The organism is Variovorax sp. CF079, assembly GCF_900101545.1.
GTDB lineage: Bacteria > Pseudomonadota > Gammaproteobacteria > Burkholderiales > Burkholderiaceae_C > Variovorax.
Genome location: NZ_FMZU01000002.1, coordinates 286,044 through 308,923, shown reverse-complemented (window position 1 = coordinate 308,923; position 22,880 = coordinate 286,044). Strand labels below are relative to the sequence as shown.

26 protein-coding genes are annotated in these 22,880 nt (G+C 67.3%); 24 read left to right on the top strand and 2 right to left on the bottom strand.

Annotation, left to right across the window (positions count from 1 at the left end):
- The first annotated feature begins 1 nt into the window (after nucleotide 1).
- The 20 genes from pheA (at nucleotide 2) to BLS74_RS03855 (ending at nucleotide 18,350) form a co-directional block, all read left to right on the top strand.
- Complete coding sequence (gene pheA / locus BLS74_RS03945) at nucleotides 2-1,120, top strand: prephenate dehydratase (protein ID WP_093103107.1); 1,119 nt, start codon at nucleotides 2-4, stop codon at nucleotides 1,118-1,120.
- A gap of 8 nt (nucleotides 1,121-1,128) precedes the next feature.
- Nucleotides 1,129-2,007 (top strand): prephenate dehydrogenase, encoded by an 879-nt coding sequence (locus BLS74_RS03940; RefSeq protein ID WP_093103106.1) that lies wholly within the window; start codon nucleotides 1,129-1,131, stop codon nucleotides 2,005-2,007.
- Between the two features lie 2 nt (nucleotides 2,008-2,009).
- Nucleotides 2,010-4,007, top strand: a complete 1,998-nt coding sequence (locus BLS74_RS03935) for a bifunctional 3-phosphoshikimate 1-carboxyvinyltransferase/cytidylate kinase (RefSeq protein WP_093103104.1) — start codon at nucleotides 2,010-2,012, stop codon at nucleotides 4,005-4,007.
- 169 nt (nucleotides 4,008-4,176) lie between these two features.
- Nucleotides 4,177-5,862, top strand: coding sequence for a 30S ribosomal protein S1 (rpsA, locus tag BLS74_RS03930; RefSeq protein WP_093103102.1), 1,686 nt, complete (start codon nucleotides 4,177-4,179; stop codon nucleotides 5,860-5,862).
- A gap of 48 nt (nucleotides 5,863-5,910) precedes the next feature.
- Entirely contained in the window at nucleotides 5,911-6,225 is a 315-nt protein-coding gene (locus BLS74_RS03925; RefSeq protein WP_093103101.1) for an integration host factor subunit beta, read from the top strand.
- A 32-nt stretch (nucleotides 6,226-6,257) separates the two neighbouring features.
- Nucleotides 6,258-6,569, top strand: a complete 312-nt coding sequence (locus BLS74_RS03920) for a LapA family protein (protein WP_093103099.1) — start codon at nucleotides 6,258-6,260, stop codon at nucleotides 6,567-6,569.
- A complete protein-coding gene (lapB, locus tag BLS74_RS03915) occupies nucleotides 6,559-7,743 on the top strand; it encodes a lipopolysaccharide assembly protein LapB (RefSeq protein ID WP_093103098.1) in 1,185 nt (394 codons plus the stop codon). Before BLS74_RS03920 ends, lapB begins: the two co-directional genes overlap by 11 nt.
- A 147-nt stretch (nucleotides 7,744-7,890) precedes the next feature.
- Nucleotides 7,891-8,061: a helix-hairpin-helix domain-containing protein gene (locus BLS74_RS34965; protein WP_244503739.1), complete on the top strand. Its 171-nt coding sequence runs from the start codon at nucleotides 7,891-7,893 to the stop codon at nucleotides 8,059-8,061.
- Nucleotides 8,058-8,228, top strand: a complete 171-nt coding sequence (locus BLS74_RS34960) for a hypothetical protein (RefSeq protein WP_244503738.1) — start codon at nucleotides 8,058-8,060, stop codon at nucleotides 8,226-8,228. Before BLS74_RS34965 ends, BLS74_RS34960 begins: the two co-directional genes overlap by 4 nt.
- A gap of 173 nt (nucleotides 8,229-8,401) precedes the next feature.
- Nucleotides 8,402-9,370, top strand: a complete 969-nt coding sequence (locus BLS74_RS03905; RefSeq protein WP_093103096.1) for a TRAP transporter substrate-binding protein — start codon at nucleotides 8,402-8,404, stop codon at nucleotides 9,368-9,370.
- Nucleotides 9,371-9,373: 3 nt separating this feature from the next.
- Nucleotides 9,374-9,907 carry a TRAP transporter small permease gene (locus BLS74_RS03900; protein WP_093103095.1) on the top strand — a complete coding sequence of 178 codons (534 nt, stop codon included), beginning with the start codon at nucleotides 9,374-9,376 and terminating at the stop codon, nucleotides 9,905-9,907.
- Complete coding sequence (locus tag BLS74_RS03895) at nucleotides 9,908-11,221, top strand: TRAP transporter large permease (protein ID WP_093103093.1); 1,314 nt, start codon at nucleotides 9,908-9,910, stop codon at nucleotides 11,219-11,221.
- Between the two features lie 5 nt (nucleotides 11,222-11,226).
- The gene (gene crcB, locus BLS74_RS03890) at nucleotides 11,227-11,604 is read left to right on the top strand and encodes a fluoride efflux transporter CrcB (protein ID WP_093103092.1); all 378 of its coding nucleotides are present in this window, start codon (nucleotides 11,227-11,229) and stop codon (nucleotides 11,602-11,604) included.
- 43 nt (nucleotides 11,605-11,647) lie between these two features.
- Nucleotides 11,648-14,587, top strand: a complete 2,940-nt coding sequence (locus BLS74_RS03885; RefSeq protein WP_093103090.1) for a monovalent cation/H+ antiporter subunit A — start codon at nucleotides 11,648-11,650, stop codon at nucleotides 14,585-14,587.
- Nucleotides 14,587-14,940: a Na+/H+ antiporter subunit C gene (locus BLS74_RS03880; RefSeq protein WP_093103089.1), complete on the top strand. Its 354-nt coding sequence runs from the start codon at nucleotides 14,587-14,589 to the stop codon at nucleotides 14,938-14,940. The genes BLS74_RS03885 and BLS74_RS03880 overlap by 1 nt, the downstream gene beginning before the upstream one ends.
- Nucleotides 14,937-16,643, top strand: coding sequence for a monovalent cation/H+ antiporter subunit D (locus BLS74_RS03875; RefSeq protein ID WP_093103087.1), 1,707 nt, complete (start codon nucleotides 14,937-14,939; stop codon nucleotides 16,641-16,643). The genes BLS74_RS03880 and BLS74_RS03875 overlap by 4 nt, the downstream gene beginning before the upstream one ends.
- On the top strand, nucleotides 16,643-17,134 hold the full coding sequence (locus tag BLS74_RS03870; protein ID WP_093103272.1) for a Na+/H+ antiporter subunit E: 492 nt from the start codon (nucleotides 16,643-16,645) through the stop codon (nucleotides 17,132-17,134). Before BLS74_RS03875 ends, BLS74_RS03870 begins: the two co-directional genes overlap by 1 nt.
- Nucleotides 17,131-17,409, top strand: coding sequence for a K+/H+ antiporter subunit F (locus BLS74_RS03865; protein ID WP_093103086.1), 279 nt, complete (start codon nucleotides 17,131-17,133; stop codon nucleotides 17,407-17,409). The genes BLS74_RS03870 and BLS74_RS03865 overlap by 4 nt, the downstream gene beginning before the upstream one ends.
- Nucleotides 17,406-17,753, top strand: coding sequence for a monovalent cation/H(+) antiporter subunit G (gene mnhG, locus BLS74_RS03860; RefSeq protein ID WP_093103084.1), 348 nt, complete (start codon nucleotides 17,406-17,408; stop codon nucleotides 17,751-17,753). Before BLS74_RS03865 ends, mnhG begins: the two co-directional genes overlap by 4 nt.
- A 75-nt stretch (nucleotides 17,754-17,828) precedes the next feature.
- A complete protein-coding gene (locus tag BLS74_RS03855; protein ID WP_093103083.1) occupies nucleotides 17,829-18,350 on the top strand; it encodes a hypothetical protein in 522 nt (173 codons plus the stop codon).
- On the opposite strand, the gene BLS74_RS03850 is transcribed toward BLS74_RS03855, so the two are convergent.
- Both BLS74_RS03850 and BLS74_RS03845 read right to left on the bottom strand, forming a co-directional pair.
- Nucleotides 18,340-19,164, bottom strand: a complete 825-nt coding sequence (locus BLS74_RS03850) for an alpha/beta fold hydrolase (protein ID WP_093103081.1) — start codon at nucleotides 19,162-19,164, stop codon at nucleotides 18,340-18,342. The two genes, BLS74_RS03855 and BLS74_RS03850, sit on opposite strands and share 11 nt — an antisense overlap.
- A gap of 107 nt (nucleotides 19,165-19,271) precedes the next feature.
- A complete protein-coding gene (locus BLS74_RS03845; protein WP_139191620.1) occupies nucleotides 19,272-19,460 on the bottom strand; it encodes a hypothetical protein in 189 nt (62 codons plus the stop codon).
- Nucleotides 19,461-19,626: 166 nt separating this feature from the next.
- Between BLS74_RS03845 and BLS74_RS03840 the strand changes: the two genes are divergently transcribed.
- The 4 genes from BLS74_RS03840 to BLS74_RS03825 all read left to right on the top strand — a co-directional run bounded on the left by BLS74_RS03840 (nucleotide 19,627) and on the right by BLS74_RS03825 (nucleotide 22,880).
- On the top strand, nucleotides 19,627-19,956 hold the full coding sequence (locus BLS74_RS03840; protein ID WP_170855489.1) for a thrombospondin type 3 repeat-containing protein: 330 nt from the start codon (nucleotides 19,627-19,629) through the stop codon (nucleotides 19,954-19,956).
- Between the two features lie 123 nt (nucleotides 19,957-20,079).
- Nucleotides 20,080-20,874 (top strand): SDR family NAD(P)-dependent oxidoreductase, encoded by a 795-nt coding sequence (locus tag BLS74_RS03835; RefSeq protein WP_093103078.1) that lies wholly within the window; start codon nucleotides 20,080-20,082, stop codon nucleotides 20,872-20,874.
- A gap of 15 nt (nucleotides 20,875-20,889) precedes the next feature.
- Nucleotides 20,890-21,423 carry an SRPBCC family protein gene (locus BLS74_RS03830; RefSeq protein WP_093103077.1) on the top strand — a complete coding sequence of 178 codons (534 nt, stop codon included), beginning with the start codon at nucleotides 20,890-20,892 and terminating at the stop codon, nucleotides 21,421-21,423.
- Nucleotides 21,420-22,880, top strand: a complete 1,461-nt coding sequence (locus tag BLS74_RS03825; protein WP_093103075.1) for an MFS transporter — start codon at nucleotides 21,420-21,422, stop codon at nucleotides 22,878-22,880. Before BLS74_RS03830 ends, BLS74_RS03825 begins: the two co-directional genes overlap by 4 nt.

The window sequence follows — 22,880 nt, the reverse complement described above, 5'->3', positions numbered from 1 at the left end:
GATGACCGCACCCACCCCACAGCCTCCTGCCTCCGACAATTCCGCCAGCCTCGCCGATCTGCGCGTGCAGATCGATTCGCTCGACCAGCAACTGCTCGACCTGCTGAACCGCCGCGCGCACGTCGCCGAGCTGGTCGGCGAGGTCAAGAAGCGCGAGGGCACGCCCTACTTCCGGCCCGATCGCGTGGCGCAGGTGATCGAGAAGATGCAGCAGAGCAACGGCGGGCCGCTCAAGGCGCTGCACGTGGCGGCCATCTGGCGCGAGATCATGTCGGCCTGTCTGGCCCTCGAATCGCCGCAGCGCGTCGCCGTGCTCGGCCCCGAAGGCACCTTCTGCGAACAGGCCGCGATCGAATACTTCGGCGGCGCCGCCGACCTGATCTATTGCGCATCCTTCGACGAGGTCTTCCACGCCACGGCCGCCGGCAGCGCGCAGTACGGCGTGGTCGGCGTCGAGAACTCCACCGAAGGCGTGGTCACGCGCTCGCTCGACCTGTTCCTGCACTCGCCCACCCACGTGGTCGGCGAGGTCAGCCTGTTGGTGCGCCATCACCTGCTGCGCACGCGCAACGAGCTCGAAGGCATCGAAGCGGTGCTGGCGCATCCGCAGGCGCTCGCGCAGTGCCAGACCTGGCTCTCCAAGCATCTGCCCAACGCCGAGCGGCGCGCCGTTTCCAGCAACGCCGAGGGTGCCCGGCTCGCGGCCGGCAATCCGGCCTGGGCCGGCCTCGCGAGCGAACGGGCCGCTACCCGCTTCGGGCTGCACATCGTCGCCCACGCGATCCAGGACGACTCGTACAACCGCACGCGCTTCGCCGTCATCTGCCTGCCCCAGACCCTGGCCATGCCGCCGGCCTCGGGCAAGGACTGCACCAGCCTGGTGGTTTCCGTGCCCAACCGGCCCGGCGCAGTGCACGACCTGCTGGTGCCGCTCAAGACCAACAACGTCTCGATGACGCGCTTCGAGTCGCGGCCGGCGCGCACCGGCCAGTGGGAGTACTACTTCTACATCGACCTCGACGGCCATCCGTCACAGCCCAATGTCGCCGCCGCCCTCGCCGAACTGCGCAAGCTTTGCGCGTTCTACAAAGTCATCGGCGCCTACCCCGTCACCGCTTGAGGCCGCCCATGTTTGAACAGCTCGGCTTGATCGGCTGCGGCCTGATGGGCGGCTCCTTCGCGCTGGCGCTCAAGCGCGCGCGGCTGGTCAAGCGCGTGGTCGGCTACAGCAAGTCGCCATCGACCACGGAACGCGCGCGCCAGCTGGGCGTGATCGACGTGGCCGCGCCGTCCGCCCTGCTCGCGGTGTCGGGTGCCGACCTGGTGCTGATTGCCGTTCCGGTGGGCGCTTCGGAAGCCACCTTCAAGGCGATCCGCCACGGCATCACCGACCAGATGCTGGTGATGGACGTGGGCTCGACCAAGGGCGACGTGATCGAGGCCGCGCGGCGCGGCCTGCAGGACCAGCTCGGCGCCTTCGTCCCCGCGCACCCGATCGCCGGCAAGGAGCTCGCCGGCGTCGAGCATGCCGATGCCGGCTTGTATGCCGGGCGCCAGGTCGTGCTCACGCCGATCAAGGCCACGCGGCGCTCCAACGTGCAGCGCGCGACGCAGGTCTGGACGGGGGTGGGCGCCAAGGTCGTGACGATGACGGCCGAGGCGCACGACAGCGCCTTCGCGGCCGTGAGCCACCTGCCGCACCTGCTCGCGTTCGCATTCGTCAAAGCCATCACCGCCCAGCCCGACGGCCATCGCTTTCTGGAGCTGGCGGGTCCCGGTTTTCGCGACTTCACGCGCATCGCGGCCGGCGATCCGGCCATGTGGCGCGACGTCCTGCTGGCCAATCGCGATCAGGTATTGCAGCATTCGCTGGCCTTTCGCGCGGCACTGTCGCAGTTCGAGGCCTTGATGAACGCGGGCGATACGCAGGGCCTGGAAGACGCGATCGCGGCAGCCAGCCGCGTTCGCAGCAAATGGCATCCGGGGGCGGCCGCTTCGCCCGACTGACCATGTTCGAAACACCTTTCCTCGACATCCCGCCGCTCGTCGCCGCCGGCGGTACCGTCAGGCTTCCCGGCTCCAAGAGCATCTCCAACCGCGTGCTGCTGCTGGCGGCGCTCGCCGACGGCACGACCACGGTGCACGACCTGCTGGATTCGGACGACACCCGCGTGATGCTCGATGCGTTGGCCGCGCTCGGCTGCCGCATCGAGCGCACCGGCAATGCGCTGCGCATCGACGGCCTCGACGGCAAGCCGCAGACGCCGGGCGCTTCGCTGTTCCTCGGCAACGCCGGTACCGCGATGCGTCCGCTGACCGCAGCCCTCGCCCTGCTCGGCGGCGATTTCGAGCTGCGCGGCGTGCCGCGCATGCACGAGCGGCCGATCGGCGATCTGGTCGACGCGCTGGTCCAGCTCGGCTGCCGCATCGACTACACCGGCAACCCCGGCTATCCCCCGCTGCACATTCATCCGGTGGCCCTCGATGCTCTGCAGCTCGAAACGCCGATCCGCGTGCGCGGCGACGTCTCCAGCCAGTTCCTCACCGCGCTGCTGCTCGCCTTGCCGCTGGCCGCAGCGCAGCGCGACATCGTGATCGAGGTGATCGGCGAGCTGATTTCCAAACCTTACATCGAGATCACGCTCAACCTGCTGGCGCGCTTCGGCATCGAGGTCCGGCGCGACGGCTGGCAGCGCTTCACGATTCCCGCGGGCAGCCGCTACCGTTCACCCGGCGACATCCACGTCGAGGCCGATGCATCCTCGGCCAGCTATTTCATCGCGCTCGGTGCGATCGCGAGCGGCGCGGGCATCCGCATCGAAGGCGTCGGCGCCGGCTCGATCCAGGGCGACATCCGCTTCGTCGAAGCCGCCCGTCAGATGGGCGCGCGCGTCGACAGCGGCCCCAACTGGCTCGAAGTCTCGCGTGGCGCCTGGCCGCTCAAGGCCATCGACCTCGACGCCAACCATATTCCCGACGCGGCGATGACGCTCGCGGTGATGGCGCTCTATGCCGACGGCCCCTGCCTGCTGCGCAACATTGCGAGCTGGCGCGTCAAGGAAACCGACCGCATCGACGCCATGGCCAACGAGCTGCGCAAGCTGGGCGCCACGGTCGAGGACGGCCCCGACTTCATCCGCGTGCACCCGCTGGCCGCGGCCGGCTGGCGCGCGGCCAGCATCCGTACCTACGACGACCACCGCGTGGCGATGTGCTTCTCGCTCGCGGCCTTCAATCCGGCCCGCGTACCGCTGCGCATCCTCGAGCCGCAGTGCGTCGCCAAGACCTTCCCCGACTATTTCGAGACCCTGTTCTCGGTGGCCGAGGCCGTCGAAGTGCCGGTGATCTGCGTCGACGGCCCCACCGCCTCCGGCAAGGGAACACTGGCCCTCGAGCTGGCGCACCGGCTCGGCTATCACTACCTGGATTCGGGTTCGCTCTACCGCGTGACCGGTCTCGCGATGCGCCGCGCGGGGCTCAGCGCAGATGCCGCGCATGAGGCACAGATTGCCACGCTCGCCCGCACCCTGCCCCTTCGCTTCAGCGAAGGCAAGATCGTGCTGGCCGGCGAAGACGTGAGCGATGCCATCCGCACCGAGGCCGCCGGCATGGACGCCTCCCGCGTGTCGGCGCTGCCGGCCGTGCGCGATGCGCTGATGACGCTGCAGAAGAGCTTCCGGCGCCTGCCCGGCCTGGTGGCCGACGGCCGCGACATGGGCACCGTCGTTTTCCCCGACGCCCCGCTCAAGGTCTACCTGACCGCGAACGCCGCCCAGCGCGCCGACCGGCGTCATAAGCAGTTGATTTCAAAGGGTATTTCGACTACAATCGACGGTCTTCGCGCCGACCTGGAAGCGCGTGACCTTCGGGATTCGTCCCGCAGCGTCGCGCCGCTGAAGCCGGCGCCTGATGCCCGCCTCCTGGACAACTCCCTTCTTTCGATCGAGCAATCGGTCGACCGGGTGCTGGACTGGTGGCAGGAAATACAGCCTTTCAAGTCTTCTTGAAAAGGCGTTTCGGTCCAGCAGGTCCCCGCCGCGCGACAGCGCACCGGCCTGCTGGTTGTTCAACCTCAACCGGGCCCCAAGCCCAACAACCGCCGTCTCCAGATCCGACGCAGTCGCCCGCGATATTGCATTTGCGACTGCAAACCCTGCGTGACGGAAGGAAAACTCAATGTCTGAATCTTTTGCCGACCTGTTCGAAGAATCCCTGAAGCGTTCCGAAATGCGCACCGGCGAGGTCATCACCGCCGAAGTCGTGCGTGTCGAACACAACCACGTCGTGGTCAACGCAGGCCTCAAGTCCGAAGCCTACGTGCCGATCGAGGAGTTCAAGAACGACAAGGGCGAACTCGAAGTCCAGGCCGGCGATTTCGTTTCCGTTGCCATCGGCAGCGTTGAAAACGGCTACGGCGACACCATCCTCTCGCGCGACACCGCCAAGCGTCTGGCTTCGTGGCTCGCTCTCGAGAAGGCACTCGAATCCGGCGATTTCGTCACCGGCACCACCAGCGGCAAGGTCAAGGGCGGTCTCACCGTCCTGGTCAACGGCATCCGCGCGTTCCTGCCGGGCTCGCTGATCGATACGCGTCCGATCAAGGACCTGACCCCCTACGAGAACAAGACCCTCGAATTCAAGGTCATCAAGCTCGACCGCAAGCGCAACAACGTGGTGCTCTCGCGCCGCGCCGTGGTCGAAGCCAGCATGGGCGAAGAGCGCGCCAAGCTGATGGAAACGCTGAAGGAAGGCGCAGTCGTGCGCGGCGTCGTCAAGAACATCACCGAATACGGTGCGTTCGTCGACCTCGGCGGCATCGACGGTCTGCTGCACATCACCGACATGGCATGGCGCCGCGTTCGCCACCCGAGCGAAGTGGTGCAGGCCGGCCAGGAAATCACCGCCAAGATCCTCAAGTTCGACACCGAGAAGAACCGCGTCTCGCTGGGCCTCAAGCAGATGGGCGACGACCCGTGGATGGGCGTCTCGCGCCGCTACCCGCAAGGCACGCGCCTGTTCGGCAAGGTCACCAACATCGCCGACTACGGCGCCTTCGTCGAGCTCGAGCCCGGCATCGAAGGCCTGGTGCACGTCTCCGAAATGGACTGGACCAACAAGAACATCGCCCCGAACAAGATCGTCTCGCTGGGCGACGAAGTCGAAGTCATGGTCCTCGAGATCGACGAAGACAAGCGCCGCATCAGCCTGGGCATGAAGCAGTGCAAGGCCAACCCGTGGCAGGAATTCGCGCAGAACACCAAGCGCGGCGACCGCGTCAAGGGCCCGATCAAGTCGATCACCGACTTCGGCGTGTTCGTCGGCCTGGCTGCCGGCATCGACGGCCTGGTGCACCTGTCCGACCTCTCGTGGAACGAGCCCGGCGAAACCGCCGTGCGCAACTACAAGAAGGGCCAGGAAGTCGAAGCGATCGTGCTGGCCGTGGACGTCGACCGCGAGCGCATCAGCCTCGGCATCAAGCAGCTCGACAGCGACCCGTTCACCACCTTCACCACGGTGAACGACAAGGGCCAGATCGTGACCGGCAAGGTCAAGACCGTGGACGCCCGCGGCGCCGAGATCGACCTCGGTGAGGACATCATCGGCTATCTGCGCGCCAGCGAAATCTCCCGCGACCGCGTGGAAGATGCACGCAACGTGCTCAAGGAAGGCGACGAAGTCACGGCCGTGGTGGTCAACGTGGATCGCAAGACCCGCAACATCCAGCTGTCGATCAAGCAGAAGGACATGGTCGACGAGCAAGGCGCGATGGCCAGCCTGAGCCAGCAGTCGGCACGCGAGAACGCGGGCACGACCAGCCTGGGTGCTCTGCTGCGCGCCAAGCTCGACAACAACGAGAAGTAAACAGAGGAAAACACGGTGAGCGTTGCTCACCGTGTCCTTCTGTGGTTTATGACTCGTTCTGACCTTGTCGAAGAATTGGCGGCGCGCTTCGCTCAACTGACGCACCGCGACGCCGAATACGCCGTCAAGACCATTCTTGATGCGATGAGCGACGCGCTGGTGCGCGGGCACCGCATCGAGATCCGCGGCTTCGGCAGCTTCACGGTGAACCGGCGTCCGCCGCGCATCGGCCGCAATCCGCGGTCGGGCGAGAGCGTGCAGATTCCCGAAAAGCGGGTGCCGCACTTCAAGCCGGGCAAGGCGCTGCGCGAGGCGGTCGACGCCCGCACGGCCGAACTCGACGCGCAGAAACGCGAAGCCTGAAGCATAGAATTCCCCCGCCAACGGGGACGCGCATGAAATACCTCCTGTGGCTGCTCAAGGCAGCCATTTTTTTTACCCTCTTCGCCTTCGCGCTGAACAACCAGCACGACGCCACCGTCTACTTCTTCTTCGGCACCCACTGGCGCGCCCCGCTCGTGCTGGTGGTACTTGCGGCCTTTGCCGGCGGACTCGTGGTCGGCGCGCTCGGCATGCTGCCGGGCTGGTGGAAGCACCGCAGCGCCGCGGCGCAACTGCCCGCGGCGCCGGTCTCGCCCGTCACGGCAGCCCCTGCCCCGGCAGCCGCCGCCACCGACCTTCCCGCCGTACGCCAACATGGACTTTGATTTCAGCTGGCTGCTGCTCGGCCTGCCCCTCGCCTTCGTCCTCGGCTGGCTGGCCTCGCGTTTCGATCTCAGGCAGTTGCGCATCGAAAACCGGCAGGCGCCCAAGGCCTACTTTCGCGGCCTCAACTTCCTGCTCAACGAGCAGCAGGACCAGGCCATCGATGCCTTCATCGAAGCCGTTCAGAACGACCCCGACACCCAGGAACTGCACTTCGCGCTGGGCAACCTGTTTCGCCGCCGAGGCGAATACCAGCGTGCTGTGCGCGTGCACGAGCACCTGCTGGGCCGCGGCGACCTGAGCCGCGCCGACCGCGATCGCGCGCAGCATGCGCTGGCGCAGGACTTCCTGCGCGCCGGCCTGCTCGATCGCGCCGAAGCCGCGCTGCAGAAGCTCGAAGGCACGCGCTACGAGAACGAGGCCCGGCTCGCCCTGCTCGCCATCTACGAACGCTCGCGCGAGTGGGCGCAAGCCGCCGCAGTGGCGCAGAAGCTTGACGAGACCGAGCAGGCCAGCTACGGCGTGCGCCGGGCCCATCACCTCTGCGAGCAGTCCGCCGAGCAGGCGGCGGCCGGCGACCTGAACGCCGCAGCGCAGTTGCTGGAGCAGGCGGTCGCGCTGGCGCCGCAGGCGCCGCGGCCGGCCATCGACACGGCCACGCTGCAACTGCGCAACGGCGACTCCGCCAAGGCCTTCGAAACGCTCGCCGCCCTCAGCGAGAACGCGCCGTTGGCGCTGCCTCTTTACGCGGCGATGCTGCAGCAGGCCTCGGTCGCTTCGCAGCGCGCGGGCGAGGCGCTGATCCTGCTCCAGCGCCGCTATGCAGAATCGCCCTCGATCGACGTGCTCGAGGCAATCATGGCCTTGGGCGGCGCGCCGGTGCTGCCGGAGGACACCACGTCCAGCGCGCCAGCGGCGCCGGAACCGCGCGACGGCTACATCGCGCACCTGGCCCACCAGCCCTCCCTCGTGGCGGCGTCCCGCTGGCTGGCGAGCGAGCACTTCACGCACGAGCAGTTCCATCCGCAGGTGCAACGCGCGCTCGACCAGGCCACGCGGCCGCTGCTGCGCTACCGCTGCGCAGCCTGCGGCTTCGAAGCCCATCAGCATTTCTGGCACTGCCCCGGCTGCCAGGCCTGGGACAGCTACCCGCCCCGGCGCGTCGAAGAGCTCTGAACAAATCTGATCAATTCTGACTTCGTCGCAGAGGCGTCAACCGCAGCTCAGAACCTGCCGTTGAAACCCGCGCCGTGCGCATGCCGCTCGCGGCGGGATGCCCCGGCATCCCTTTCACAACAATGTCAGGGAATCTCAAGGAAGAAGATGTTGGCCATCATGGCCATGCTCGTTGCGACCGCCTCCTGGGCAGCAGTCGATGTCAACAAAACGGCGCACGCAGAGCTCGATGCGCTCAGGGGCGTGGGCCCCGCGGTCTCCAAGCGCATCATCGAAGCACGCAAGCAAGGCGCGTTCAGGACTGGCCGGACCTCATGAGCCGGGTCAAGGGCGTGAAGGAGAAGGCGGCCGCCAAGTTGTCTGCCGAAGGGCTGACCGTCAATGGCCAGAGCTTCGCGGGCGCCGCGGCACCTGCGGCCAAGGTCGCGAAGTCCGAGACCCCCAAGGCCGACGGCGCCTCCAAGAAGGCCGACGCCAAGCCCTGAACCATCTCCGCCGCGGTTCGCCGCGCTGATCCAAAGCCGCCTACGGGCGGCTTTTTCATTCGCGCCGAGGCGTCGGCCATGCGCCTACGGCAGGGGAAAGCCCCACGCGATGGCCCGATATTTGCACGTATGCTCCCCGTCGCCTTTTTACTTTCGTACGTTCTGGAGAGCCCATGAATCACAAGTTCGGCATTGCCCTCGCTGGCCTGACCCTCGGCGCAGCAGCGTTGGCGCAAACCAAGTGGGACCTGCCCACCGCCTACCCGGCCACCAACTACCACACCGAGAACATCACGCAGTTCGCGAAGGACGTCGACGCCGCCACCGGCGGCAAGCTCAAGATCACCGTGCATGCGAACGCATCGCTGTTCAAGGCGCCCGAAATCAAGCGCGCCGTGCAAAGCGGCCAGGCCCAGGCCGGCGAGATCCTGCTGGCCAATTTCGCCAACGAGAACCCGATCTACGCGCTCGACGGCGTGCCCTTCCTTGCGACCACCTATCCCGAAGCGAAGAAACTCTACGAGGCTTCCAAGCCCGCCATGGAGAAGCTGCTGGCCGCACAGGGCATCAAGGTGCTGTTCATGGTGCCATGGGCACCTCAGGGCATCTACGTGAAGAAGGAAATCGGCTCCGTCGCCGACCTGCGCGGCATCAAGTGGCGCGCCTACAGCCCCGCCACGGCCAAGATCGCCGAACTGATCGGCGCGCAGCCGGTGCAGATCCAGCAGGCTGAGCTGAGCGCGGCGATGGCCACGGGCGTGATCGAAAGCTACATGAGTTCCGGCTCGACCGGCTACGACACCAAGACCTACGAGCACATCAAGAACTTCTACGACACGCAGGCCTGGATCCCGAAGAACGCGATCCTGGTCAATGCCAAGGCCTTCGACGCGCTCGACCCCGCCACCAAGGCCGCAGTGACCAAGGTCGCGGCCGACGCCGAGGCACGCGGCTGGAAGGTCGCCCAGGAAAAGAACGACGAATACAAGCGCCTGCTGGCCGAGCGCGGCATGAAGATCCACAAGCCTTCGCCCAAGCTCGATGCCGACATGCGCCAGGTCGGCGGCATCATGCAGGCCGACTGGCTCAAGGCCACCGGCGCCGATGGCCAAGCGATCGTCGACGCCTACAAGAAGAAATAAGACATGCGCCGATTCCTCGATCGTCTGTACGGCGGCGCAGGTGCGCTCGGCGCGTTCTGCGTGTTCCTGATCTTCGTGCTGATGGTCGTGGCCGGCGTCGGCCGCCAGATGAACTGGCATGTGAGCGGGCTCAACGATGCGGTGTCCTGGCTCTGCGCCGCGGCCTCCTTCTTCGCGATGGCCCATGCCTTCCGCCACGGCGACTTCGTGCGCGTGACGCTGCTGCTCGATGCCGTGCCGCTCAAGATGCGGCGCGTGCTCGACGTCACGTGTTTGCTGATCGCCGCGGTCTCGGTGGCCTACCTCACCTACTGGGCCACCAGCTTCACCTGGGAGAGCTACGAATTCGCCGAGATGGCGACCGGCCTCCTGGTCATCCCGATCTGGATTCCGCAATCGACCTTCGTGATCGGCTGCTGGCTGCTGCTCGTCGCGATGATCGACGAACTGGTCGGCGTGGTGCGCGGCGAGAAGCCGAGCTACCAGCGCGCAGTCGAAGAACGGCACGCGGCCGGCGACTTCTCCTCGGATATCTAGATGCTCGATACCCTCCTCATGGGCGCGCTGCTGCTCGCCATCATGCTGCTGCTCCTGGCCGGCGGCGTCTGGATCGCGATGACGCTGGCCATCGTCGGCTGGGTCGGCCAGGCCTTCTTCACCAACACGCTGCCCGGCAAGAACCTGTTCTCGGCCTTCTGGGAAAGCAATGCCAGCTGGGAGCTCGCGGCGCTGCCGCTCTTCATCTGGATGGGCGAGATCCTGTTTCGCACCAAGCTCAGCGAAGAGATGTTCGAAGGCCTGCGCCCCTGGCTCAACCGCGTGCCGGGGCGCTTGATGCACACCACCATCCTCGGCTGCGGCGTGTTCGGCTCGGTCTCGGGTTCGTCGGCCGCGACCTGCGCGACCATCGCCAAGGTCGCGCTGCCCGAACTCAAGCGCCGCGGCTACAACGAGAAGCTGGCCATCGGCTCGCTCGCGACCGCCGGCACGCTCGGCATCCTGATCCCGCCCTCGATCACCATGGTGGTCTATGCGGTGGCGGCCGACGCCTCGATCATCCGCATCTTCCTGGCCGGCTTCCTGCCGGGCTTCCTGTTAATGCTGCTGTTCTCGGGCTACATCGGCTGGTGGAGCCTGCGCAACCCCGACAAGGTGCCGCCGGCCGATCCGCCGACCGGCTTCAGGGAAAAGATCCGCCTCTCGGGCAACCTGATTCCCTGCGGATTGCTGATCGTCTTCATCGTATGGGTGCTGGTCGCGGGCTGGGCCACGGCCACCGAGTGCGCGGCCTTCGGCGTGCTGGGTTCGCTGGCCATCGCGGCGTGGGGCAAGAGCCTTACCTGGCAGAACTTCAAGGACGGGATCATGGGCGCCACGCGCACCAGCTGCATGATCATGTTCATCCTGGCCGGCGCCGCCTTCCTCACCAAGACCATGGCTTTCACCGGCATCCCGATGCAGCTGGCCGAGTGGGTGGACGGCATGCACCTCTCGCCCTATGCGTTGATCGGCGCGCTGGTGGTGGTGTACCTGGTGCTTGGCACCGCGCTCGACGGCATCAGCATGATCGTGCTCACGGCCGCCGTGGTGCTGCCCATGGTGCAGAAGGCCGGCTTCGACCTCGTCTGGTTCGGCATCTTCGTGGTGCTCTTGGTCGAGATCGCCGAGGTCACGCCGCCGGTGGGCTTCAACCTGTTCGTGCTGCAGAACATGACCGGCAAGGACAGCAACGTGATCGCCAAGGCCGCGATCCCCTTCTTCTTCTGCCTGGTGCTGTGCATCGCGCTGATCACGCTGTTCCCGGGCATCGTGACCGTGTTGCCCAACGCGGTGATGGGCGTCGAGAAGTAGGCGCCGTGCTGCCGGTGTTCGCGATCTGCATCGGCGCCTCGCTGGGCGCACTGGCACGCTGGGGGCTGGGGCTCTGGCTCAGCACCCCCGGCGCGTCGATTCCCTACGGCACGCTTGCCTCCAACCTCATCGGCGGCTATCTGGTCGGCGTTGCGGTCGCCATGTTCCAGGCCATACCGCAACTCGACCCGGTCTGGCGCCTGCTGCTGATCACCGGCTTTCTCGGCGGGCTCACCACCTTCTCCAGCTTCTCCGCCGAGGTGATCGCCATGCTGATGCAGGACCGGCTCGCGCTGGCCTTCGGCACGGCGGCGCTGCATGTCTGCGGCTCGCTGGTCCTCACCTGGATGGGCATTCGCACGGTGCAGCAGTTCGCCGGCTGATTCGAGGGCTTTCTCCGAGGGGCGCTCGATAGAATCGATCGCGATGCCCCTTGTCCTCCTCGTCGCACTGCCCTTTGTTGCCAGCGTGCTCGCGGCCTTGCTGCCGTCGGATGCACGCAACCGGGAGTCGACGCTGGCGGGCCTGGTCGCGCTGGGTTGCGCGGTGCAGGCTGCATGGCTCTTCCCGCAACTCGCCGACGGCAATGTGATCCGCGAGGAGATCGCGTGGCTGCCCGCGCTCGGCCTCAACCTCGTGTTCCGCATGGACGGCTTCGCCTGGCTGTTCTGCATGCTGGTGCTCGGCATCGGCACACTGGTCGTGCTCTACGCGCGGTACTACATGTCGCCTTCGGACCCGGTGCCGCGCTTCTTCGCCTTCTTCCTCGCCTTCATGGGCGCGATGGTCGGCGTGGTGCTTTCGGGCAACCTGATCCAGATGGTGCTGTTCTGGGAGCTCACCAGCCTGTTCTCCTTCCTGCTCATCGGCTACTGGCACCACCGGCGCGACGCGCGGCGCGGCGCGCGCATGGCGCTCACGGTCACGGGCGCGGGCGGCCTGTGCCTGCTCGCGGGCGTGCTGGTGCTGGGCCGCATCGTCGGCAGCTATGAACTCGACGTGGTGCTGGCCTCGGGCGAGGAGATTCGTGCGCACCGGCTCTATCCGCTGGTGCTGGTGCTGGTGCTGCTCGGCGCCTTCACCAAGAGCGCGCAATTCCCTTTCCACTTCTGGCTGCCGCGCGCGATGGCGGCGCCCACGCCCGTTTCCGCCTACCTGCATTCGGCCACCATGGTGAAGCTGGGCGTGTTCCTGATGGCGCGGCTGTGGCCGGTGCTCTCCGGCACCGAGGCCTGGTTCTGGCTCGTGAGCGGTGCGGGCGCCGCCACGCTGCTCTTGGGTGGCTATGTCGCGATGTTCCAGCGCGACCTCAAGGCGCTGCTCGCTTACTCGACCATCTCGCACCTCGGGCTCATCACGCTGCTGCTCGGGCTCAACAGCCCGCTGGCCGCGGTCGCGGCCGTGTTCCACGTCATGAACCACGCGACCTTCAAGGCCTCGCTCTTCATGGCGGCCGGCATCATCGACCACGAGAGCGGCACGCGCGACATCCGCAAGCTGAGCAGCCTGCTCCGGCTGATGCCCATCACCGGCACGCTGGCGATCATCGCCAGCGCCTCGATGGCCGGCGTGCCGCTGCTCAACGGCTTCCTCTCCAAGGAGATGTTCTTCGCCGAGACCGTGTTCATCCGGGCCACCCCCTGGGTCAACTTGAGCCTGCCGGTCATCGCGACGCTGGCCGGCGTGTTCAGCGTGGCCTATTCGGCGCGCTTCGTGTTCGACGTGTTCTTCGGCCCGTCCCCCGGCCCCGACGTGCCGAAGCAGCCGCACGAACCGCCGCACTGGATGCGCGTGCCGGTCGAACTGCTGGTGCTGACCTGCCTCGTGGTCGGCGTGGCGCCGGCCTGGTCGGTGGGCGCCTTCCTCGCCGCGGCAGCGACGCCGGTGGTCGGCGGCGTGCTGCCCGAATACAGCCTGGCCGTGTGGCATGGCTTCAACACGCCGCTCCTGATGAGCTTCGTCGCGCTCGCGGGCGGCGCGGGACTCTACATGCTGCAGCGGCGCGGGCGCGCCCGCGGCGATCTCGAGTACACGCCGCTGCTGCATCGCTTCGACGGCCAGCGCATGTTCGAGAACCTGCTCGCGCGCCTCAGCGAAGCCGGCCGGCGCAGCCGGCGCCTCTTCGGCACGCGGCGGCTGCAAATGCAGTTGCTGCTGCTGGTCGTCGTCGCCCTCGCCGGCGCGGCGGCCTCGCTGTGGCTCACGCCTGCCGAGCGCGGAACGCGCGAACTGCTGCCCTTCTCGACCATGTTCGCGATGACCTGGGTCATCGGCGGCATCTGCGCGCTGGCCGCCGCCTGGCAGGCCAAGTTCCACCGGCTGGCCTCGCTGATGCTGGCCTCGGGCGCGGGCCTGGTGTGCTGCACCACCTACATCTGGTTCTCGGCGCCCGACCTCGCGCTCACGCAGCTGGTGGTGGAGACCGTGACCGTGGTGCTGATCCTGTTGGGCCTGCGCTGGCTGCCGATGCGCACCGCCAAGCCGCAGCCCGCACTGGTGCGAATCCGGCTCTGGGGGCGGCGCGGGCGCGACTTGACTATTGCGGCACTGTCCGGATGCGGCATGGCCGCGCTGGCCTGGACCGTGATGACGCGCCCCTTCCCCCAAAGCATTTCGCCCTTCTTCCTCGAGCGCGCCCTGCCCGAGGGCGGCGGCACCAACGTGGTCAACGTGATGCTGGTTGACTTCCGCGGCTTCGACACCTTCGGCGAGATCGCAGTGCTCGGCATCGTCGCCCTCGCCGTCTATGCACTGCTGCGCCGCTTCCGGCCGGCGCCCGAGTCCATGGCCCTGCCCGCGCAGCAGCGCGCGCAGACCGACGACGGCAGCAGCGACCTGCTGAACCCGCGCCGTGCCCAGGACACCGCCGTCGGCTACCTCATGGTGCCGGCCGTGCTCGTGCGCTTCCTGCTGCCGCTCTCGGTGCTGGTGTCGATCTACTTCTTCATGCGCGGTCACAACCAGCCGGGTGGCGGCTTCGTCGCCGGGCTGGTGATGTCGGTGGCGCTGGTGCTGCAGTTCATCGTCTCCGGCGCCGAGTGGGTGGAAGAACACCTGCGCATCTACCCGCGGCGCTGGATCGCGATCGGCCTGCTGCTCGCGCTGGCCACCGGCTCGGGCGCGGTGCTGTTCGGCTATCCCTTCCTCACCACGCACACCGCGCACCTGCACCTGCCGGTGCTCGGCGAGGTGCACGTGCCGAGCGCATTGTTCTTCGACATCGGCGTGTTCGCGCTGGTGCTGGGCGCGACCATGCTGATCCTCACCGCGCTGGCCCATCAGTCCATCCGCAGTCACCGCTGGGCTGACGAACAAGCCGAGAAAGAAGCCGAGCGCGCCGCGGCCGATGCCAAAGGCGCCGCCTGATGGAGGCCGTGCTCGCCATCGCCATCGGTGTACTCACCGGCTCCGGCGTCTACTTGCTGCTGCGCCCGCGCACCTTCCAGGTGATCATGGGCCTCACGCTGATCTCCTATGCGGTGAACCTGTTCATCTTCAGCATGGGCCGCGTCAAGATCGATAGCGAACCGGTGCTGATCCCGGGCTTCGCCGCCACGCTGGCCAACACCGCCGATCCGATGCCGCAGGCGCTGGTGCTCACCGCGATCGTGATCGGCTTCGCGATGACCGCGCTGTTCCTGGTCGTGCTGTTGGCCTCGCGCGGGCTCAGCGGCACCGACCACGTGGACGGCGAAGAGCGCAAGGAGCCGCAGGAATGACAGGCCTCTTCCGCTTCCTCGACCACCTGCTCGAGCTCGGCATGCCGCATCTCGTGGCGGTGCCGATCCTGCTGCCCCTGTTCACGGCCGCGCTGATGCTGCTCCTGGGCGAACAGCGCCGGCGCACCAAGTCTTTCCTGAGCGTGGTCTCCGGCCTGGTCGGCCTCCTGGCCGCGCTGGCCTTGCTTCGCTGGGTCAACGCCGCCGACACCGGCAGCGGCGCAGGCTCGATCGGCGTCTACCTGCCGGGCAACTGGCGTGCACCCTTCGGCATCGTGCTGGTGGCCGATCGGCTCTCGACGATGATGGTGGCGCTCACCGGCGGCGTCGCCTTCGCCGCCTCGATCTACTCGACCTCGCGCTGGGACCGGGCCGGCGTGCACTTCCATCCGCTGCTGCAGCTGCAGCTCATGGGACTCAACGGTGCTTTCCTGACCGGCGACCTGTTCAACCTCTTCGTCTTCTTCGAAGTGATGCTCGCCGCCTCCTACGGTTTGCTGCTGCACGGCTCCGGCCGGCTGCGCGTGCAGGCCGGCCTGCACTACGTGGCCATCAACCTCGCGGCCTCGTCGCTGTTCCTCGTGGGCGCAGCGCTGCTCTACGGCGTGACCGGCACCCTCAACATGGCCGACCTCGGCATGCGCATTGCGCAGCTCGCGCCGGCCGATCGCGGCCTGGTGCATGCGGCCGCGGCCATCCTCGCGACCGCCTTCTTCGCCAAGGCCGGGGCCTGGCCGCTCAACTTCTGGCTGGTGCCGGCCTACAGCGCCGCCGTGTCGCCGGTGGGCGCAGTGTTCGCGCTCCTCACCAAGCTCGGCGTCTACACGGTGCTTAGGCTCTGGACCGTGCTGTTCGCGCCCGACACCGGTGCTTCGGCGCAGTTCGGGCAGGCCGTGCTGGTCGCGACCGGGCTGGCCACGCTGTTCGTCGGTGCACTCGGCATCGTCGGCACCCAGCGGCTGTCCAACCTTGCCGGCTTCAGCGTGCTGATCTCCGCCGGCACGCTGCTGGCCGCCATCGGACTCGGGCAGCCGGCGGTGTGGGCGGGTGCGCTCTACTACCTGCTGACGTCCACGCTGGCGGCCAGCGCCTTCTTTCTCCTGATCGACATGATCGAGCGCTGGCGCAATGCAGGCATGAGCGTCGCGCCGCACGAGGCGGCCGGCGATGCACCCTTTCTCTCGGAAGACTTGAGTCGCCTGGACGACGTGAATCTCGACGACGATGCGCAAGCGCTTTACGGCCGCGCCATTCCGGCCGGCATCGCCTTCCTCGGCCTCGGCTTCGTCGGCTGCACGCTGCTGCTGGCAGGACTGCCGCCGCTGTCGGGTTTCGTCGGCAAGTTCGCGATGCTCTCGGGCCTGCTCGGCGCGGAACAAGGCATCACGCCGGCGGGCTGGGCCTTCATCGCGCTCTTGATCGTCTCGGGTTTTCTTTCGCTGATCGCCCTGAGCCGCACCGGCATCCGCCACTTCTGGACCCAGCCGCACGCCACCCTGCCTTCGCTGCCTGCGGTCGAAGTGCTGCCGGTGGCGGCGCTGCTGGCGGCCTGCCTCGCGCTGACGCTCGCGGCCGAGCCGGTGATGCGGCACGCCGCCGCCACGGCCGAAGGCCTGCGTTCGCCCGCCTCCTACCGCGAGGCCGTGCTCGGCGCGCGGCAGCTCCCGGGCCCCACCACGCAAGCAGGAGGCAGCGCACGATGATCAAACGCTGGCTCCCCTCGCCGCCGCTGTCGCTGGCACTCTTCGTCGTGTGGGTGCTGCTGAACCAGTCGCTCGATGCAGCGACGCTGCTGCTGGCGGCCATCCTCGCGATCGCGGTCCCGATCCTGACCCAGAGCCTCAGGCCCGCCACGGTGCGCATGCGCCGTCCGGGGCTGGCGCTGCGGCTCGCCGGCGTCGTCGCGCTGGACCTCGTCCATTCGGCCCTGACCGTGGCCCGGCTGCTGCTCACGCGGCGCGGCAGCGGCATGTCGCCACGCTTCGTGCGCGTGTCGCTCCACCTGCGCGATCCCAATGCGCTGGCGGTGCTGGCGATGATCCTGTGCCTCACGCCGGGCACGGCCTGGGGCGAGATCTCGCTCGACCGCTCCACGCTCCTGATCCACGCGTTCGACGTCGAGGACGAAGCAGCCTTCGTCGCCACGATCAGGGCGCGCTACGAGCGCCCGCTGATGGAGATCTTCGAATCATGACCCCCGTGCTCTTCTGGGCCCTCAAGCTGGCGCTGCTGCTGCTTGCGGTGGCCATGCTGTGCGCACTGGCGCGCCTGCTCGTCGGCCCCACCGCGCAAGACCGCGTGATGGCGCTCGACTGCCTCTACATCAACGGCATGCTGATGATGCTGGTGCTCGGCATCGTCTATGCGAGCAATGTCTACTTCGAGGCGGCGATGCTGATCGCGCTGTTCGGCTTCGTCGGCTCGACCGCGCTCGCGAAGTTCCTGCTGCGCGGCGAGGTGATCGAATGAGCGACTTCATCGTGGGCCCGCTGCCGCTTTGGGCCGAGATCCTGGCCGCGGTATTCACCGTGCTGGGCGCCGCCTTTGCCGCTATCGGCTCCTTCGGGCTGGTGCGGCTGCCAACCTTCTTTCACCGCATCCATGCGCCCACGCTCGGTGCGACGCTCGGCGTGTGGTGCATCACGCTGGCCACCATCATTTACTTCTCCGTGCAGGGCGCAAACCTGTTCCTGCACGCGGTGCTGATCGCGCTCTTCGTCGCCCTCACGGCGCCGGTCACGACCATCTTCCTGATGCGCGCCGCGCTGTTCCGCGAGCGCCAGAAGGGCCGCGACATTCCGCCGCCCACCTAGCGCCATTCCATCAAGGGGCTGGGCTTCGGACGGCTTAATCGCTACGCTCGCGGGACTCAATCCCAGGAGCGCGCCATGTTCTACGGCCTCACGCCGCTCGGTGTCGTGCACACCGCCATCAGCCTCCTCGCGGTCGCCGCGGGCATCGTGGCCTTCTTCCGCTACAAGCAAATCACCCTGGCGACCCGCGCGGGGCAGGTCTACCTGTGGACCACCGTCCTGACCTGCCTGACCGGCTTCGGCATCTTCCAGCACGGCGGCTTCGGCAAGCCGCATGTGCTGGGCATCGCCACGCTCGTGGTGCTGGGCATTGCGGTACTGGCCGGCCGCTCGCGTGCCTTCGGCAAGGCGTCGGCCTATGTGGAAGTGGTGAGCTATTCGCTCACCTTCTTCTTCCACATGATTCCCGGCGTGACCGAGACCTTCACGCGCGTGCCGCTGGGATCTCCGGTGTTCGCCAACGCCGACGATCCCGGCCTGCAGAAGGTCATCGGCCCGATCTTCATCCTGTTCCTGATCGGCGCCTTCCTGCAGGTGCGCCGCCTGCGTGCCGCGAACCGACTGGCGGTCGCAGCTACCGGAGAGCTCAGCCCTTGATGAAAGCCAGCAGGTCGACGTTGAACTGCTCGGCGTGCGTGCTGGCCAGGCCGTGCGAAAGGCCCGGGTAGATCTTCAGCGTCGAGCCCTTGACCAGCTTGGACGACAGCATGGCCGAAGCGCCGATCGGCACGATCTGGTCGTCGTCGCCATGCGCGATCAGGGTCGGCACGTCGATCTTCTTGAGGTCTTCGGTGAAGTCGGTTTCCGAGAACTGCTTGATGCAATCCAGCAGGCCCTTGTGCCCGCCCATCATGCCCTGCAGCCAGAACGAATCTCGCAAGCCCTGCGAGACCTTGGCGTTGGGCCGGTTGGCGCCGTAGAAAGGTGCGGTCAGGTCCTTGAAGAACTGCGAGCGGTCGGCCGTGACGCCGGCGCGGATGCCGTCGAAAACCTCGAGCGGCAGGCCGCCCGGATTGGCCGCCGTCTTCAGCATCAGCGGCGGCACGGCGCCCAGCAGCACGGCCTTGGCGACGCGCTTCGTGCCGTGGCGGCCGAGGTAGCGCGTCACCTCGCCGCCGCCGGTGGAATGGCCCACCATCACCGCGTCCTTGATGTCGAGCTTGTTCATCAGCTCGGCCAGGTCGTCGGCGTAGGTGTCCATGTCGTTGCCGTTCCAGGGTTGACTGGAGCGGCCGTGGCCGCGCCGGTCGTGAGCGATGACGCGAAAGCCGCGCTCGCCGAGGAACACCATCTGGGCGTCCCAGGCGTCGGCGGTCAGCGGCCAGCCGTGCGAAAAAACGACCGGCTGGCCCGTGCCCCAGTCCTTGTAGTAGATCTGCGTGCCGTCTTGGACGGTGATGATGTTGCTCATGGTTTGCTCTCCGCGGTTTGTGATGCGACGCCTTGCCAAGCGTAGACGCCGACAGGGTTCGGAAGAACCGCAGGAAGAGTAGCGCCGCTCTATGACTTTGGGGAGACTTAAAGTCCCGCGAGCCACTTGAAGCCGACGATGAGCGCCACCCCCAGCAGCGCCAGAACCACGAGCCGGCCCCAACGCACGGCACGGTGCTCCGGGGCATCATCCAGGTCGGGTCGCGCGAGCGTGTCGAACGAGGTGTCCTGCTTGTCTCGTGCCCAGTCGTGGAAGTTGTCGCGCTCGGTGTTCATGTAATACATTATAACTACATGTAAGCAAAACTTGCAGGGCCGGCGTTAAGCCTGGCAGGGACAACACCGGGGCGACACAGGGCTATACAAGATTTCGCTTGTGCCTTACGCCTGCTTCACATGGCAGGAGCACGATGAAGGCTCCTTCCAAGCACAAGGAGCTCGCATGAGAAAGATCACTTTCACTCTTGGCGCCGCCGCCCTGCTGTCGCTCGGCGCGATCACGGCTCCGGCCCATGCTGAATACGGCGAGCGCTATCCGCACCGCGTGATCGTGGTTCCGGCGCCGCCTCCGCCGCCGCAGGTTTACTACGGGCAGCCCTATTACGGCCAGCCGCAGCAGCGCTGGCACGGCGACGATCGCTGGGATTCCCGCCACCGCGGCTGGGGGGACAACGACCGCGACGGCATACCGAACCGTTACGACCGCGATCGCGACGGTGACGGCGTGCCCAATCGCTACGACCGCCGCCCGAACAACCCCTATCGCTACTAGGTAGCCTCGCGCCGGCGACGGCGCTCGACGGCGTTCCGAATACTCGTAGACGGTGCATGTGGACACCGTCCAGTATCTCTGCTAAGGTTTGTGGATGGCGTACACAAACCCGAGGAGATACGCATGCTGCTCGCCAACAAGACTGCAGTGATCCACGGCGCCGGAGGCGCCGTCGGCGGTGCCGTCGCACGCGCCTTCGCCCGAGAAGGCGCCAAGGTGTTTCTCGCCGGCCGCACGTTGGCCCACCTCGAAGCCGTCGCAGCGGACATCGAGGCCGCGGGCGGCACGGCCGAAAGCGCGGTGGTCGATGCCCTCGATGCGCAAGCGGTCGACCGGCACGCCGATGCCGTGGCGCAGAAGGCCGGCGGCATCGACATCGCATTGAATGCCATCGGCGTTGCACACGTCCAGGGCACGCCCTTCGCAGACCTGTCGCTGCAGGACTACGAATACCCGATCACCATCTACACGCGCAGCAACTTCATCACCGCGCAGGCCGTGGCGCGGCACATGGCGAAGAAGGGTTCGGGCGTGATCCTCACCCTCTCGACGCCAGGCGCTCGCCTGCCGGGGCCCGGCTACATGGGAAACTGCGTGGCGAGCGCAGCGGTCGAGGCGATGTCCCGCCACTTGGCCGGCGAGCTCGGCGCGCAGGGCATCCGCGTCGTCTGCATGCGGCCCCATGCGATTCCCGAGGCGGTGGCGACTTCGCACACGCGTGAGGTGTTCCGTCCGCTGGCCGAACGCGCCGGCCTCAGCATCGACCAGATGCTCGCAGGCGCGGCCACCGGCACGTTGCTGAAACGTCTGCCGACGCTGGACGAGGTGGCGAACACGGCGGTGTTCCTGGCCTCCGGCTACGCCGGCGCCATCACCGGCACCGTCGCCAACCTCAGCTGCGGCTTTCTTGTCGATTGAACGGAGATTTTTTTCATGCTCAAGACCATCGTCATCGCCATCGTCGTCCTGTTGGCCGCATTGCTCGGGTGGGCGGCCACCAAGCCCGACACCTTCCGCGTCGAGCGCAGCACCACCATCAAGGCGCCGCCGGGAAAAATCCTTACCCTCATCAGCGACTTCCGCAATTGGCGCGCCTGGTCGCCCTACGAGAACCTGGAGCCGGGAATGAAAAGAACCTTGAGCGGCCCGCCCAGCGGCAAGGGCGCCGTGTACGCATGGGAAGGCGAAGGCAAGGCCGGCGCCGGACGCATGGAGATCACGGAGGTCGCGCCGGCGTCACGCGTCAAGATCCAGCTCGACTTCAGCAAGCCCTTCGAGTCCCACAACACCGCCGAATTCACGATGCAGCCCGAGGGCGATGCCACCAAGCTGACCTGGGCGATGTACGGGCCCAATCCCTACATGGCGAAGCTCATGCAGGTGTTCTTCGACATGGACACGATGGTCGGCAAGGACTTCGAGACCGGCCTCGGCAACCTCAAGACGGCCGCGGAGAAGCAAGGATGAGCCAGCACATCGAAGGTCGCCGGCGCTGGCTGGCGCTCATGGTCCTTTGCCTCGGCGTCCTGATGATCGTGCTGGACACCACGATCGTGAACGTGGCGCTGCCCTCGATCCGCACCGACCTCGGTTTCACCGAGACCTCGCTGGTCTGGGTGGTGAACGCCTACATGCTCACCTTTGGCGGCTTCCTGCTCTTGGGCGGCCGGCTGGGCGACCTGTTCGGGCATCGGCGGCTGTTCCTGCTCGGCATCACGCTGTTCACCGTCGCCTCGCTGACCTGCGGTCTCTCGAACTCGCAAGCCCTGCTGGTCGCCGCGCGCGCGGTGCAGGGCCTGGGCGGCGCGGTGGTCTCGGCGGTCGCGCTCTCGCTGATCATGAACCTGTTCACCGAACCGGCCGAACGCGCCAAGGCGATGGGCGTCTACGGCTTCGTGTGCGCCGGCGGCGGCAGCATCGGCGTGCTGCTGGGCGGCCTCCTGACCGACGCCCTCAGCTGGCACTGGATCTTTCTCGTCAACCTGCCGATCGGTGTGGCGGTCTATGCGCTGTGCCTCGCACTGCTGCCGCACCTGCCCGGGCATGCGGCCGGCGAGAAGCTCGACGTCGGCGGCGCGGTGAGCGTCACGCTTTCATTGATGCTGGCGGTGTATGCAATCGTCAACGGCAACGAGATCGGCTGGACTTCGACGCAGACGCTAGGCCTGCTCGGCATCGCGGCGGCATTGCTGGCGGTCTTCATCGCCATCGAGGCGCGCGTGCGCCATCCGCTGATGCCGCTGCGCCTGTTCCGCCTGCGCAACGTGGCCGTCGCCAACGTGATGGGCGTGCTGTGGGCCGCCGCGATGTTCGCGTGGTTCTTCATCTCGGCGCTCTACCTGCAGCTGGTGCTGGGCTACAGCCCGATGCAGGTCGGCCTCGCCTTCCTGCCGGCCAACCTCATCATGGCAGTCTTCTCGCTCGGCCTCTCGGCCAAGCTGGTGATGCGCTTCGGCAACCGCGGGCCGCTCGCGTTCGGGCTGCTGCTGGCGGCCGCGGGACTGGCGCTGTTCGCGCGCGCGCCGGTGGACGGCAGCTTCCTGCTCGACGTGATGCCAGGCATGACGCTGCTCGGCCTCGGCGCCGGCATCGCGCTCAACCCGATGCTGCTGGTCGCGATGAGCGACGTCGCGCCGAGCGAATCGGGCCTGGCTTCGGGCATCGTCAACACGGCTTTCATGATGGGCGGCGCATTGGGCCTCGCGGTGCTCGCGAGCCTTGCCTCGGCGCGCACCGACCGCCTCACGGGCTCCGGGGCGCATGCGCTGGCCGCGCTCAATGGCGGCTATCACGTGGCCTTCATCGTCGGCGCCGTCTTCGCGGCCGCGGCGGCCTTGCTCGGCGCCTTGCTGCTGCGTGCCGGATCGCTGTCGGCCGAAACCGAAGAGGAAAAAGAGCCGGTCGGCGCCGCACGCACCAGCTAG

Coding starts and splice junctions, on each gene's coding strand:
- pheA (WP_093103107.1), top strand. CDS start 2: ATGACCGCACCCACCCCACAGCCTCCTGCCTCCGACAATTCCGCCAGC.
- BLS74_RS03940 (WP_093103106.1), top strand. CDS start 1,129: ATGTTTGAACAGCTCGGCTTGATCGGCTGCGGCCTGATGGGCGGCTCC.
- BLS74_RS03935 (WP_093103104.1), top strand. CDS start 2,010: ATGTTCGAAACACCTTTCCTCGACATCCCGCCGCTCGTCGCCGCCGGC.
- rpsA (WP_093103102.1), top strand. CDS start 4,177: ATGTCTGAATCTTTTGCCGACCTGTTCGAAGAATCCCTGAAGCGTTCC.
- BLS74_RS03925 (WP_093103101.1), top strand. CDS start 5,911: ATGACTCGTTCTGACCTTGTCGAAGAATTGGCGGCGCGCTTCGCTCAA.
- BLS74_RS03920 (WP_093103099.1), top strand. CDS start 6,258: ATGAAATACCTCCTGTGGCTGCTCAAGGCAGCCATTTTTTTTACCCTC.
- lapB (WP_093103098.1), top strand. CDS start 6,559: ATGGACTTTGATTTCAGCTGGCTGCTGCTCGGCCTGCCCCTCGCCTTC.
- BLS74_RS34965 (WP_244503739.1), top strand. CDS start 7,891: ATGTTGGCCATCATGGCCATGCTCGTTGCGACCGCCTCCTGGGCAGCA.
- BLS74_RS34960 (WP_244503738.1), top strand. CDS start 8,058: ATGAGCCGGGTCAAGGGCGTGAAGGAGAAGGCGGCCGCCAAGTTGTCT.
- BLS74_RS03905 (WP_093103096.1), top strand. CDS start 8,402: ATGAATCACAAGTTCGGCATTGCCCTCGCTGGCCTGACCCTCGGCGCA.
- BLS74_RS03900 (WP_093103095.1), top strand. CDS start 9,374: ATGCGCCGATTCCTCGATCGTCTGTACGGCGGCGCAGGTGCGCTCGGC.
- BLS74_RS03895 (WP_093103093.1), top strand. CDS start 9,908: ATGCTCGATACCCTCCTCATGGGCGCGCTGCTGCTCGCCATCATGCTG.
- BLS74_RS03885 (WP_093103090.1), top strand. CDS start 11,648: ATGCCCCTTGTCCTCCTCGTCGCACTGCCCTTTGTTGCCAGCGTGCTC.
- BLS74_RS03880 (WP_093103089.1), top strand. CDS start 14,587: ATGGAGGCCGTGCTCGCCATCGCCATCGGTGTACTCACCGGCTCCGGC.
- BLS74_RS03875 (WP_093103087.1), top strand. CDS start 14,937: ATGACAGGCCTCTTCCGCTTCCTCGACCACCTGCTCGAGCTCGGCATG.
- BLS74_RS03865 (WP_093103086.1), top strand. CDS start 17,131: ATGACCCCCGTGCTCTTCTGGGCCCTCAAGCTGGCGCTGCTGCTGCTT.
- mnhG (WP_093103084.1), top strand. CDS start 17,406: ATGAGCGACTTCATCGTGGGCCCGCTGCCGCTTTGGGCCGAGATCCTG.
- BLS74_RS03855 (WP_093103083.1), top strand. CDS start 17,829: ATGTTCTACGGCCTCACGCCGCTCGGTGTCGTGCACACCGCCATCAGC.
- BLS74_RS03850 (WP_093103081.1), bottom strand. CDS start 19,164: ATGAGCAACATCATCACCGTCCAAGACGGCACGCAGATCTACTACAAG.
- BLS74_RS03845 (WP_139191620.1), bottom strand. CDS start 19,460: ATGAACACCGAGCGCGACAACTTCCACGACTGGGCACGAGACAAGCAG.
- BLS74_RS03840 (WP_170855489.1), top strand. CDS start 19,627: ATGAGAAAGATCACTTTCACTCTTGGCGCCGCCGCCCTGCTGTCGCTC.
- BLS74_RS03835 (WP_093103078.1), top strand. CDS start 20,080: ATGCTGCTCGCCAACAAGACTGCAGTGATCCACGGCGCCGGAGGCGCC.
- BLS74_RS03830 (WP_093103077.1), top strand. CDS start 20,890: ATGCTCAAGACCATCGTCATCGCCATCGTCGTCCTGTTGGCCGCATTG.
- BLS74_RS03825 (WP_093103075.1), top strand. CDS start 21,420: ATGAGCCAGCACATCGAAGGTCGCCGGCGCTGGCTGGCGCTCATGGTC.